This is a genomic window from Sandaracinomonas limnophila (assembly GCF_004005965.1).
GTDB classification, from domain to species: domain Bacteria; phylum Bacteroidota; class Bacteroidia; order Cytophagales; family Spirosomataceae; genus Sandaracinomonas; species Sandaracinomonas limnophila.
The window spans coordinates 376,000-389,078 of the sequence record NZ_SACY01000003.1 but is presented as its reverse complement, the minus strand read 5'-3'; the positions used below and the strand labels follow the sequence as shown (position 1 = coordinate 389,078).

The 13,079-nt window shown below is 36.1% G+C and carries 13 protein-coding genes; 12 read left to right on the top strand and 1 reads right to left on the bottom strand.

Annotated features, from left to right (window positions below; all coding sequences use genetic code 11):
* Positions 1 to 52: 52 nt before the first annotated feature.
* Entirely contained in the window at positions 53 to 673 is a 621-nt protein-coding gene (locus EOJ36_RS07845) for a phosphatase PAP2 family protein (protein ID WP_127804075.1), read from the top strand.
* Positions 666 to 2,372 (top strand): ArnT family glycosyltransferase, encoded by a 1,707-nt coding sequence (locus tag EOJ36_RS07840; RefSeq protein ID WP_127804073.1) that lies wholly within the window; start codon positions 666 to 668, stop codon positions 2,370 to 2,372. The genes EOJ36_RS07845 and EOJ36_RS07840 overlap by 8 nt, the downstream gene beginning before the upstream one ends.
* On the opposite strand, the gene ndk is transcribed toward EOJ36_RS07840, so the two are convergent.
* Positions 2,369 to 2,797 carry a nucleoside-diphosphate kinase gene (ndk, locus tag EOJ36_RS07835; protein ID WP_127804071.1) on the bottom strand — a complete coding sequence of 143 codons (429 nt, stop codon included), beginning with the start codon at positions 2,795 to 2,797 and terminating at the stop codon, positions 2,369 to 2,371. The genes EOJ36_RS07840 and ndk overlap by 4 nt on opposite strands.
* Positions 2,798 to 2,863: 66 nt before the next feature.
* Between ndk and EOJ36_RS07830 the strand changes: the two genes are divergently transcribed.
* The 10 genes from EOJ36_RS07830 (at position 2,864) to EOJ36_RS07785 (ending at position 13,060) form a co-directional block, all read left to right on the top strand.
* Complete coding sequence (locus tag EOJ36_RS07830) at positions 2,864 to 3,892, top strand: DHH family phosphoesterase (RefSeq protein WP_127804069.1); 1,029 nt, start codon at positions 2,864 to 2,866, stop codon at positions 3,890 to 3,892.
* A gap of 24 nt (positions 3,893 to 3,916) precedes the next feature.
* Entirely contained in the window at positions 3,917 to 4,765 is an 849-nt protein-coding gene (locus EOJ36_RS07825) for an FKBP-type peptidyl-prolyl cis-trans isomerase (RefSeq protein WP_127804067.1), read from the top strand.
* Between the two features lie 41 nt (positions 4,766 to 4,806).
* Complete coding sequence (locus EOJ36_RS07820) at positions 4,807 to 5,670, top strand: FKBP-type peptidyl-prolyl cis-trans isomerase (RefSeq protein WP_127804065.1); 864 nt, start codon at positions 4,807 to 4,809, stop codon at positions 5,668 to 5,670.
* 1 nt (position 5,671) lies between these two features.
* Positions 5,672 to 6,547, top strand: a complete 876-nt coding sequence (locus tag EOJ36_RS07815) for an FKBP-type peptidyl-prolyl cis-trans isomerase (RefSeq protein WP_127804063.1) — start codon at positions 5,672 to 5,674, stop codon at positions 6,545 to 6,547.
* 2 nt (positions 6,548 to 6,549) lie between these two features.
* Complete coding sequence (gene rdgB / locus EOJ36_RS07810) at positions 6,550 to 7,146, top strand: RdgB/HAM1 family non-canonical purine NTP pyrophosphatase (RefSeq protein WP_127804061.1); 597 nt, start codon at positions 6,550 to 6,552, stop codon at positions 7,144 to 7,146.
* A gap of 48 nt (positions 7,147 to 7,194) precedes the next feature.
* Positions 7,195 to 9,714, top strand: a complete 2,520-nt coding sequence (locus EOJ36_RS07805; RefSeq protein ID WP_127804059.1) for a DUF5686 and carboxypeptidase-like regulatory domain-containing protein — start codon at positions 7,195 to 7,197, stop codon at positions 9,712 to 9,714.
* 9 nt (positions 9,715 to 9,723) lie between these two features.
* Complete coding sequence (gene plsY / locus EOJ36_RS07800; RefSeq protein WP_127804057.1) at positions 9,724 to 10,368, top strand: glycerol-3-phosphate 1-O-acyltransferase PlsY; 645 nt, start codon at positions 9,724 to 9,726, stop codon at positions 10,366 to 10,368.
* Positions 10,369 to 10,406: 38 nt separating this feature from the next.
* Positions 10,407 to 11,777 (top strand): dipeptidase, encoded by a 1,371-nt coding sequence (locus EOJ36_RS07795; protein ID WP_127804055.1) that lies wholly within the window; start codon positions 10,407 to 10,409, stop codon positions 11,775 to 11,777.
* Positions 11,777 to 12,598 carry an N-acetylmuramic acid 6-phosphate etherase gene (gene murQ, locus EOJ36_RS07790; protein ID WP_127804053.1) on the top strand — a complete coding sequence of 274 codons (822 nt, stop codon included), beginning with the start codon at positions 11,777 to 11,779 and terminating at the stop codon, positions 12,596 to 12,598. The genes EOJ36_RS07795 and murQ overlap by 1 nt, the downstream gene beginning before the upstream one ends.
* 138 nt (positions 12,599 to 12,736) lie before the next feature.
* Positions 12,737 to 13,060 carry a c-type cytochrome gene (locus EOJ36_RS07785; RefSeq protein WP_127804051.1) on the top strand — a complete coding sequence of 108 codons (324 nt, stop codon included), beginning with the start codon at positions 12,737 to 12,739 and terminating at the stop codon, positions 13,058 to 13,060.
* The last annotated feature ends 19 nt before the right edge of the window (positions 13,061 to 13,079 follow it).

The window sequence follows — 13,079 nt, the reverse complement described above, 5'->3', positions numbered from 1 at the left end:
AAAAGGCAAGTTGTGTTGTAGGAATTTCACAAAAATTACGACCTTTGTTTGGATGAAAATTATCAAAAAATCAATTTTAGGGTATTTGATTGCCTTTTTGACCTTTGAAATGTTGGGAATTTTATTTGTTTCAAATTTTTCAAAATTAGAACAAATGAAATTGGTCAATTCTTTCAATTCACCATTTTTCGATTGGTTTTTTTGGGGAATCACTCAAACAGCAGAGTATATTTTACCTCTTACTTTTCTCATTTACCTATGGAAAAAACAAAAGGATTTATTAAAACCTTATGTGTTTTCGTACCTAATTTCAACATTTTTTGTTCAAATCTTGAAGCATTGGATCTTTTCTGGCGCCTTACGTCCTATTGCCTATTTGGCAGATGCAAAAGTGTCTTGGCATTTAAAAGATGGTTTATTTATCAATACAATAAATAGTTTTCCTTCCGGACACACAAATGCTGCTTGGTGGATGTATTTTTGGATGGCCTTTTTATTGCCTAAAAAATGGATGGGAATTGGGATGGGTCTTTTGGCCTTTAGCGTGGCCTATTCACGAGTCTATTTGTTTCAACATTTTCCCATAGATACCTTGGTTGGGGCTGCCTTGGGTTGCTTGATTTCCCTGCTTATGAATTTAATTTATGCAGATAAACTTCAAAAACATGCTTAAAATCGTACAGAAATTCCCATTTATTGGATGGTTTTTTATTGGGATGTGCATTTTTTCACCTTTTCTAGGAGCTTCCCATTTGTTCGATTGGGACGAGGTGAATTTTGCTGAGTCGGCAAGAGAAATGATCGTTTCTGGCGATTTCCTTGGTGTTCAAATCAATTTCAAACCTTTTTGGGAAAAACCCCCGCTTTTTATTTGGTTGCAAGCCCTTAGTTTTGATTTTTTTGGAATCTTCACGCAAAACGCTTGGGTATCTATGGAATTTGCTGCCCGATTTCCAAATGCTTTAATAGGGGCAATCTCTTTGGTAGTTTTTTATTACATCGGAAAAAAAGAAAAAAATGCACGATTGGGACATTGGTGGGCATTCTCCTATCTGGCAGCTTTTACCCCACATCTTTATGCCTCCACAGGTATCATTGACCCATTGTTTAATTTGTTGATTTTTTTAGGGGTGTATCAATTTTGGAAAGTAGTGCGAAGTGGGCAGTTGATAGTGGAAAGTGGAAAGTGGAAAGTGGAAAATTGGGCTTCGGTGGTTTTGAGTGGGATATTTATCGGCTTAGGAATGTTGACTAAAGGTCCCGTTGCCTTATTAATGTGGGGATTGGTATGGACAGTTTATGTACTTTGGCATAAGTTCTCCATTCCGAATTTTGGTAAAATATTTTTAGCTGGAATAGTTAGTGTTCTGATTTCTTGCCTAATTTTTACTTCTTGGTATGCTTTAATTGCCCAAAAATATGGCATTCAAATAATCAAAGATTTTTTTGATTACCAGGTCCGACTCATGACAACAGGTGATGCTGGCCACGGGCAACCTTTTTATTATCATTTTGTTGTTCTTTTGATTGGCTGTTTTCCGATTTCCATTTGGGCGGGGGCACGATTATTCAATTTTAAAAATGTGCTGAAAAAGGGAACCGGAGAAATTGATTTTTCATTCATAATGAAAATTCTTTTTTGGGTTACTCTAATTTTATTTAGTATCGTAAAAACCAAAATTGTTCATTACTCTTCCCTTTGCTGGATACCTTTAACCTATGTATCAGCAGAAATTCTTGCTGATTGGGAATCTGGAAATTGGGTTTGGAAAAAATCCTATACCTTCGGGCTTTTGCTTGTTGGAACAATCTTTGGATTAGTACTAACCCTTGTCCCAATAATTGGTCAATTTGCAAGTGTATTTTCGCCTTACATTAAAGATGCATTTGTACAAGGTAATTTACAAGCCCCAGTGTATTGGTCTGGATTTGAAAAATACCTAGGCATTCTATTTTTGGTCGGTTTATGGTATCTTATGTTGAATAAGAAACAGCCTAAAATTCAGAATGTATTTCGACTTATGAACCTTGGCATTGGTGTATTGGTGGCCTATATGGCAATTGTTGTGCCTAAAATTGAAGGATATACGCAAGCAGCACCTATTGATTTTTATGAATCCAAATTGGGCCAAAAAGTTTATATTGAAACACTTGGATTTAAATCCTATGCTCATTTGTTGTATTTTCAAAAACAAGGGCCTTCTCCCACTGCGGAAGCATTATTGAATGCCAAATCGCTTGATCGTCCATGCTATTTTATCATGAAAGTAACAGAGGAAGATCGATTGAAATACCATCCTAATTTGGAATTGTTGAAGGAGGAGAATGGGTGGTTGTTTTACAAAAAGCTGGGCCAGAGGCCCAGCTTTTAGAGTCTTTGCTCCAACTCCTTTTCAGAAAAAAAGAATTTCCCTTCAATCTCAGCATTTTCATCGGAATCTGAGCCATGGATAGCATTAGCTTCCATGGATTTAGCAAATTGTTTGCGGATGGTTCCTGCTTCAGCTAATTCAGGGTTAGTGGAACCTATGAACGTTCTAAAATCTTGTACTGCATTTCCCTTTTCTAATACCATTGGAATGATGACATTTGAGGTCATGTAATTGCATAGGCTTTCAAAAAACGGTCTTTCTTTATGTATTGCGTAAAATTGTCCAGCTTGTTCCTTGGTTAAGAGGACTTTCTTGATGGCTACAATTTTATATCCAGCGCTTTCTATTTGTTGAATGATGGCTCCACTGTGTCCGTCTGCAACTGCATCCGGTTTTATCATTGTAAAAGTTCTATTGGTAGGCATAGTAAATTTTTTCTCAAATTTATTGGTATCTTTGTAATTGCCCAAATTTAAGGGCTTTATTTCGAAATGAATTCATTGCTTGCCAATAGAAAATTGTTCAAAGAAGGACAAAAGATTTTAATCACCACACATTACAATCCCGATGCTGATGCAATTGGTTCTAGTTTGTCTTTGAAAAATTATTTCGACAAAATTGGTTTGAAACCTCAGGTCTGGTTGCCATCGAGTTTGCCGCATCACTTTTCTTGGATGAAGGGAGCGCAGGAAGTGTTGGATTTTGAAAAGGCAGCTGATCGACAAATAATGCAAGATTCCATTGGAGATTTTGATTGGATTTTTTGTCTAGACTTTTCGGGAATAGGTCGGATTCATGGATTATCAAATTTAATTAAAAACACTTCAACTCCTAAGGTGATCATAGACCATCATTTGGATCCAGAAAATTTTGCTGACTATTATTTACACGATACAAAAGCAGCTTCCACCTGTGAATTGATTTTTCGATTAATGCAGGACTGGGGAGATAAAAGTTTGATAGATTCAGAATTAGGTGCTTGTATGTACGCCGGAATTATGGCTGATACAGGTTCATTTAGGCATCCAAACACAACATCTGAGGTTCACAAAATCGTAGCTGAGTTAATAGATTTAGGAGTGAATACCAACCGAGTGCATCGCAAAATTTTCGATTCTTCTTCTATTGACCGTTTGCGTTTTTTAGGTCATTTGTTAAGTAAGCGATTAGAATATTTGTCTGAATATCATTTGGCATTGATGTGGTTAACCGAGGAGGATCAGAAGCAGTTTCATTCGCAAGCTGGAGATACAGAAGGATTTGTAAATTATGGATTGCAAGTGGAAGGCGCAATTTGGGCCATCTTATTAATCGAAAGAAATGATGGAGTGAAATTGTCATTTCGATCGATTGAGCCATTTGCTGTAAATCAGTTCGCAGCCCAATATTTTGAGGGAGGTGGACATAAAAATGCTTCTGGCGGAAGAATTCCAAAATCTAATATGGAAGATGCAAAGAAAATTCTTATGGATGTGTTACCTTTGCAGCTTGACCAAATAAATCAAGTAAAAAATCTTTAAAAAAATAGTATAAACAAATATTTTATGTTCAAGAGAATTATTACCCTTTTTGCAGCAGCGGCCTTGTTTTCTGCTTGTGATACCAAAGTAGAAGTTGTTGATGGTGTGAAAATTCAATTTTTCAAACACGACGATAAGGCTCACAAGTTGAAGGACGGGGATGTTTTAACCTTTCATGTAGTCATCAAAAATCATGCGGATTCAACGCTTCAAGACACCTATAAGGATGGAAATCCAACAAAAGCTTTGATCCAACCTTTGCAAGGATTTAAAGGGGCATTTGAAAACGGACTTCGTTTATTAGCTGCTGGTGATAGTGCAACAATTTTGGTGCCAATTGATAGTTTGATTACGCAAAATCAAGGACCATTGCCTCCATTCTTGAAAAAAGGAACAGATTTGAAATATACTGTTAAGATTTTGAAAGTACAATCTCGTGCAGAATTTGAAAAAGAAATGAATGCAGAGGCGTCTAAAGCTAAAGCGGAAGCTTCTCAACGTTTATCTCAGGAACCAACACAAATTGCAGCTTATGTACAGAAATCTGGCAAGACGTTCCAAAAAACGAATTCAGGGTTGTTGTATTCAATTCAAGGTACAGGCGCTGGTCAAAGTCCGAAAATGGGAGAAACTTGGTCGGTTAGTTACCGCGGAACTTTCTTAGATGGAAAGGAATTTGACAAAGGAAATGAAGTGGCCATGCCAATTGGACAAATGATTCCAGGTTTTAATGAAGCTTTAACTTTAATGAAGCCGGGTGGACAAGCAGTTTTTGTGATTCCTTCTGCCATAGCTTATGGTGCTGAGCCAAGAGGTCCGATTCCAGCAAATTCTGTTTTAATTTTTGAAGTTAAATTGCACGCCAAAAAATAATTTCAATTCTCTTTCGTTTTATTGGTTTTAAGAAAAATATAATGCGTTTAAAAAGTTTATTGTTGGGTTTAGTTGGTGTTGGATTTTCCATTGGAATGATTTCTTGTTTGTCGAATGTACAATTAGAAGATGAAGTAAAAGCTGCTGAAAATAATTCTCAAATTTTGGCATATTTTTCTAAAGCCTCTTTGATTCCAGTTGCACTTGCTAATGGCGCATATTATGGTTTGACCAAAACCAATTCTACTGGAGAATTGGCCAGCAAAGGCGATTCCATCATTGTTCATTATGAATTAGCGAACTTGTTGACGGGTCAAGTGTTAGATAGCACCAATCGAGCAACAAATTCTCCATTGATTTATCGATATGGATTTTCAAATCCAATTTTTGGAAGTATTATGGGTGCGATGAAGGAAGGTGAGCAAGCTGTAATGGGTATCCCAGGAACCTCGCAATCTTTTCCCGGTTTACCAGCCTATACTCCTCTTAAAGTAACAATTAAGTCGTTAAAGGTTAGAAGTCAAAATGACTTGATTAATGAATACATAAAATACAAAGGTTATACTGTTTCAGAAGTGCTAGACGGTGGTATTCGAATTGTTCGTTTGAAAGAAGGGACGGGAGCAGCAGCTACATCTGGTCAAGTTATGTATTTTAAATATACAGGTCGATTTACTACGGATAAAATTTTTGATGGTAATTTGGCGAAAACGGATACTTTTCAAGTGACTTCAGGAGGAACCTCTACTGTAATTGGCTTTCAATTGGGGGCTGAAAAAATGAAATTAGGTGAAAAATCTGTCATTCTATTTCCATCTACTGTTGGATATGGAGAAAAAGGAAGCAGTTCCATTCCTGGTTTCACCCCATTGGTATTTGAATTGAATTTGTTGAAGATAAAATAAAATGAAATACGCCTTTTTACTTTCCCTTACTTTATTGCTTACATCTTGTCTTAAAGATGAATATCAAGCTCAAATTTTGGATAATGATCAAGAAATTCAAAATTATATCAAGTCTAAGAATTTAACTGTACAAAAGACTACTGATGGAATGTATTACCAAATTACTCCAAGCGGACAAACTGGAAAGGCGCAAGTGGGGGATTTGATAGAGTTTTACAATAAATTAACTCTCCTAAGTGGTTCATTAATTGATTCTTCATTTACTTCAAAAAATCAACCTAGGACATTAATAGCAGGTGGTTTTAGCAATAGTATTTATAATTTGCCTTTAAGTTATTTGAATGTTGGAGAAAAAGGAATTTTTCTTTTACCCTCAAATTTGGCCTATGGAGGTAATTCGACAGACCAATACCCAGCTTATTCTTGCTTTCGAGTAGATGTTCAAATTGTAAAAATATTGACCCAAGCACAATTGTTAGAACGAATGAAATCGGACAACAATATGTTGGATGCTAAGACTACAACTTCTGGTTTGATTTATAAGAAAATTAAGGAGAATCCTACAGGGAAAAAATTAGATTACGGTTATACGGGGAAATTCAATTATGTTGGTAAATTTGGATTCAACTATAACCATTACGATGCTGCAACTAGTGCAGTAGTTTATAATCCAATTTTTGATAAAGGAACAGGTTTAACTTTATCTGTGAATTCAGGTAGTTTTATTAAAGGATTTGAAGAAGCACTTTTGCTGATGAATGAAGGGGAAAAAATTCAAATAATTATTCCTTATAACTTAGCTTACGGAACGACAGGAAATTCCACTATTCCGGGTTATTGTCCAATCTATTTCGAATTAGAAGTCCCAATTCCTTAACCATGGAAATTTACCTGGCTACTCAAAACAAACATAAAATTGAAGAATTATCGGCCCTTTTACAGGGCCGTTTTTCAATAAAATCAGTTTTTGATTTAGGTCTTGAGGAAGAAATTCCTGAAACAGGAAAAACAATCTCGGAAAATTCGCTTCAAAAGGCCCAATTTATTGCTTCAAAATATGGCGTAACCTGTCTTTCAGATGATTCTGGTTTAGAAGTGGAAGCATTAGGAGGGGCGCCAGGAGTCTATTCTGCTCGGTTTGCAGGACCAGAAAAAAATGATAAAGCCAACATTCAATTATTACTAAATAAACTAGCTACTAATAAGAACAAAAATGCGCGTTTCGTAACCGTTTTAACCTTTCACAACCGGGGTCAATTTATTCAATTTGAAGGCGAAATTCAAGGTAAAATTATCGAAGAGGAAAGAGGAAATAGTGGTTTTGGCTATGATCCTGTTTTTGTTCCCGAAGGTTTCAACCAAACCTTTGCAGAAATGTCTATGCAGGAGAAAAATCTTATCGCCCATCGGGCAAAAGCCTTGGATAAGTTCTTGAAATTTATCGACGAACAGACAAATTTTAGCAATTTTGAGTAAAATTGTTATAATTTTTTATTTATTTAGGTAAAAATTAGATTCTTAAATATGTCGTGTAGGTTTTTTAAATCTATTTTATGGGTAGTTACGCTATTCATAACTTTTGGTTTAAATGCACAATTTACTATCAAAGGCCGAGTGACGGACGCCTCCAATGGCGACCCCATTCCGTTTGCCTCTGTTGGCTTAAAAGGGCTGCCTTATGGTACCAACACGAATTTTGATGGCTTTTTTGAATTGAAAGCTAAAAGTCTTTCTGATTCCTTATTCGTTTCCTTTGTTGGGTATAAAAAAAGAGTGAAAAGTGTCGCTCGCATTGCTTCGCAAACAATTGATTTCCAATTAGAGTCTGCACAAAAAGCCTTAGAGGAGGTGATTGTATATTCAGGCGAAAATCCAGCACATAAAATTATTAAAAAACTTTTAGCGCATAAATCAAAAAACGATCGAGCTAAATTAGATGCGTTTGAATACGATTCCTATTCCAAAATTGAATTGGATGTTGATAATATTTCAGAAAAATTTAGGGAAAAGAAATTTATGAAAGAGGTGGAATCTTCTATTCGAAAATTTCAAAAAATTGCTGGAGAAGATGGTAAATTGGTTATCCCGACCTATATTTCTGAAACGATTTCTAAGTTTTATTTTCTGAATAGTCCTAATCGGAAAAAAGAAGATATTTTAAAAACGAATATTAAAGGTGTTGGTGTGCAAGATGGTGGCTTTGTTTCTCAATTATTGGGAGGTAACCTATTTGCCAATTATAACTTCTATAGCAATTTTGTTCCCTTTTTCGGAAAGGATTTTGCTAGTCCCATTGGCGAAACCTGGAAATCAAATTACCGGTATTTCATAGGCGACACAGTCAAAGTGGATAACCATACGTGTTATCAAATTGATTATGAGCCCAAAAATTCAATGGACCTCTTGTTTAATGGACAAATTTGGGTGGATACCACTTCGTTTGCATTGGTTCAAATTGATGCAACAGTAGGTAAAGAAGCGAATTTGAATTTCATTGATAAAATTAAAATTTCCCAAGAATTAGAAGAAACTAAAGAAGGTGCTTGGCTGCCTGCCAAAACTCGATTTATGATTGATGTGGAGGAATTGACTAAAAATTCTGCTGGAATGCTTCTCAAGATTTTTGTTTCTAATAAAAATTTTGTGGTGAATAAACCGCACGAAACAGGCTTTTATGATTTGATGTCGGAGGTTAAAGAAGATGCCCGAGAACCCGATCCAGAATTTTGGAAATACGCACGACATGAATCCTTAAGTACCCAAGATTATGAGGCTTTTGCATTAGTCGATTCTGTGAAAAATTTGCCAACGGTAAAGACTTATGTTGAAATCGCCGAATTAATTTTAAGTGGTTACAAAAAATTCAATGACATTGAAGTTGGACCTTATATTTCATCTTTTGCCATAAACAAAGTGGAAGGAGCCCGTTTTAGAGTGGGTTTTCGAACCAATGCTAAATTTGATAAGAATTGGATTTTGCGGGGTAATGTTGGTTTTGGAACGAAAGACCTAATTCCTAAGTACCAATTAGAAGTTAATTATTTGTTTTCAAAGAAAAAATGGACAATAGGTGGAATAAAACATTCGTATGATATTGAACGTGTAGGGTTGACTCCAGAATTGATAGGGGATAATCGGCTGTTCTATGCCTTTACTCGTTGGGGCGCTTTTTCCGGAGCATTTTTTAGAAGATCCTCAGAAATCTTTTTTAATTCAGAATTGGTAAAAGGTTTCTCTATTAATACCTCCATGGCAACAAGGTCTTTTGATCCATTGTTTAGATTCCATTATCGAATACAACCTGAATTAGGGTTGGCCTCGCCGGTTAAAGATAATTTGAACGAAACATTTTTGACCATTCAGGCTCGTTATGCGAAAAATGAGACTTTTATCATGAATGGCAATGAGCGAATTACCTTGGCCACCAAGCGTATTCCGGTTTTGACATTGACTTATCAGCAAGGTTTTAAAGATTTGTTTGGTGGAGACTTTAATTATCAAAAGTGGACATTTAAGGCCTATCAGACCTTTAATTTTGGAAAAATTGGACACTCAGATTATACCTTTTCAGCAGGATATACCCCATCTACCTTACCCGCTCCCTTATTATTTCCACACTTAGGGAATGAAACTTTCTTTTTTGTGAGATCCGCATTTTCTACAATGAATTACTTTGAATTTGTCAGTGATAAGTATGCAAGCATACAAATAAACCATAATTTTGAAGGTTTGTTTTTCAATCGAATTCCATTGATTAAAAAATTGAAATGGCGATTTATCGCTAGTGCAAATGCAGTTGTAGGTTCACAAACGTCTTCAAATCAAGAATTAATGAAGGATGTGAATAATCCTTTGCGATCTAAGTTTTTGGAAAATTATGCATTTGATTCCTTAGACCCTAACAAACCTTTTGTTGAAGCAGGTTATGGAATTGATAATATTTTTAAGTTATTTAGGGTGCAAGCCTTCCACCGATTGACTTATTTGGATCGACCCAATGTTTCAGCCTTTCGATTGATGGCTTCAATTAATTTCTCTTTTTAAACGTTTTCTATGGCATTAATTTTACTCATTCTTTTAATTTCTGTCTATTGTTATTTATTGGGTTCCATTCCTACAGCTGTTTGGTATGGAAGACGATTTTATGGGGTGGATATCAGAACGCTTGGGTCAGGTAATGCAGGAGCCACTAACACCTTTCGTGTTTTCGGTAAAAAAGCTGGAACTATTGTTTTATTAATTGATGCTTGGAAGGGCTTTTTTGCAACTGCTCAAGCTGTAATTTTATATAGGATTGGTTTGGTAGATTTGGAAACTTGTATTACTCTACAAATTATTTTTGGATTTCTGGCTGTATTAGGTCATTTGTTGCCTGCTTTTAACAGTTTCAAAGGAGGTAAAGGTGTTGCCACTTTATTGGGAATGGTCATTTGTTTGCATCCGCTCGCAGCCTTCCTAAGTATTTTATTTTTTGTAATTACCTTTGTTATTTTCCATTTTGTTTCCTTAGCCTCTATTGTTGGATCCTTTACCTTTCCCATTTTATTACTGTTTGAAACCTTTGGAAAAGAATATCCATTGATGATTATTTTTGGATTTTTTGTAACCTCTTTAGTTCTTTTCACACACCGAAAGAATATAAGTAGGATTTTAAAAGGTACTGAAAATAGAATGTATTTTATTCCCAAAAAGCAGTAATCATTTTTGTATATTTGTGACGAATTAAATGTCACAAAATGCAAGCTTCGCAACAATTTATAAATTCCAATAAAGAAAGATTTTTACAAGAACTTTTTGAGCTTTTACGCATCCCTTCAGTGTCGGCAGATCCTGCCTATAAGGGAGATGTTCGAAGAGCGGCCGAGTGGATTGTAGAAAAATTAAGAGTAGCAGGTGCAGATAATGTTCGTTTAGAAGAAACACCAGGACATCCGGTGGTTTATGGGGAAAAATTAATTGATTCTACCTTACCCACAGTTTTAGTTTATGGACATTACGATGTGCAGCCTGCAGACCCAGTGAATTTATGGGAAACCCCACCTTTTGAACCGACCATCAGAGATGAAAAAATATATGCTCGTGGTTCTTGTGATGATAAAGGACAAGTTTATATGCACATCAAGGCTTTTGAAGCCATGAACCAATCAGGAGAATTGCCTTGTAATGTAAAATTTATGATTGAAGGAGAGGAAGAAATTGGTTCTGATAATTTAGAAGTTTTTGTAAAAAATAACAAAGAACGATTGCAGGCAGATGTTATTTTGGTTTCTGATTCTGCAATGATCGCAAATGATATACCATCAATTGAAAGTGGTTTGCGCGGATTGAGTTATTTGGAGGTGAAAGTTCAAGGACCTAATAAAGATTTGCACTCAGGAGTCTATGGGGGTGCAGTGGCCAATCCCGTAAACATTTTGTGTCAGATGATTGCCTCATTACAAGATGAGTTTAATCGCATTACCATTCCAGGGTTTTACGAGGATGTGGAAGAATTGAGTGCTTCTGATCGTGCAGCAATGGCTCAAACTCCATTTGACCTAGAAGCCTACCAAAAGGAATTAGATATTGCTGCGGTTCATGGTGAATCAGGTTATACAACTTTGGAAAGAGCCTCTATTCGTCCGACTTTGGATGTAAACGGAATATGGGGAGGGTATATTGGTGAAGGTGCAAAAACGGTGCTTCCTTCAGTGGCCCATGCGAAGATTTCTATGCGTTTAGTTCCTAATCAATCGTCTAATAAAATTACGGAATTGTTTACGAAGCACTTTTTATCAATTGCACCTAAGGGAGTAAAGGTTATGGTAACACCTCATCATGGTGGGGAGGCCTATGTTATGCCAACAGACCATGTGGCCTTTCAGGCGGCATCCGAGGCTATGGAAATAACCTTCGGGAAACCAGCTATTCCAACCAGAGGTGGTGGAAGTATTCCTATTGTGGCTTTGTTTGAAAAAGAACTAGGTATTAAGTCGGTTTTAATGGGCTTTGGATTAGATTCAGATGATATCCATTCGCCAAATGAGCATTTTGGCTTATTTAATTTTTATAAAGGGATTGAAACAATTCCTTATTTCTTTCAAAAATTTAAACAATTACATTCCTAATGATAGAAAATTTAGGACAATTGGCTACCGAATCTTCTTCCAAATACGAAGACTTGGAAAAACAGAGTATTTTAACTTTGTTACAAAATATCAATGCCGAGGACAAAACAGTACCCTTGGCAGTGGAAAAAGTGATTCCAAAGATTGTTAAAGTTGTAGAAGAAGTTTCTACAAGAATGAAGCAAGGGGGACGTTTGTTTTACATAGGTGCTGGTACCAGTGGTCGATTAGGAATTGTGGATGCTTCTGAGTGTCCCCCAACTTTTGGCGTCCCACACGAATGGGTGATTGGATTGATTGCAGGCGGTGACAAGGCTATTCGAAAAGCTGTTGAAAATGCAGAAGATGATTTAGAACAAGCTTGGAAGGATTTGGAGGCCCATCAAATCAATGAATTAGATTCTGTGATTGGTATTGCTGCTTCGGGAAGAACTCCTTATGTAATTGGAGGTGTTCGAACCGCAAAGCAGAAAGGGATTTTTACGGCTTGTATTGTTTGCAATGAAAATTCAGCTTTGTCGAAAGAAGTTGAGTGTCCAATTGAGGTAGTGGTTGGTCCCGAATTTGTAACAGGAAGTACTCGCATGAAGTCAGGTACGGCACAAAAATTAGTCTTAAACATGATTTCAACAGCTGTTATGATTCAATTGGGTCGTGTGAAGGGGAATAAAATGTTCGACATGCAATTGAGTAACCATAAATTGGTGCTTCGTGCGATTCGAATGGTGAAGGAGGCAACAGGTGCGGATGATGAAACAGCTGCTGACTTGCTGGAGAAATATGGTAGTGTGCGGGAGGCTGTTTTGAATTATGAATTATGAGTTATGGGTTATGGGTTATGAGTTATGAGTTATGGGTTATGGATATTTTTTTAATTTTTTAACTCATAACTCATAACCCATAACTCATAATTCATAAAAAACTCTTTTATTTGCATATTAATTAAACAAATACCTTTGATGAAAAAGATTTCTAAACTTATTTTTTCCGCCGTAATTGCTTTAGTAGCATTTGGAAATCAGGCAAAAGCAGAAGATTTTCCTGCTGATATCAAGCCTTTAATGCAAAAATATACTTGTTTTGCTTGTCATAAAGTAGATGCACGTTTAGTGGGTCCTGCTTATAAAGACGTAGCAAAAAAGAAATATTCTGTTGATAAAATTGTAGGTTTAATGGCTAAACCTCAGCCATCTAATTGGCCAGGTTATCCTCCAATGGCACCCATGACTGTACCTAAGGATGATGCAGTGAAAATTGCAAAATGGATTAATTCTTTGAAATAAGAAATTGAATCATAAAAGA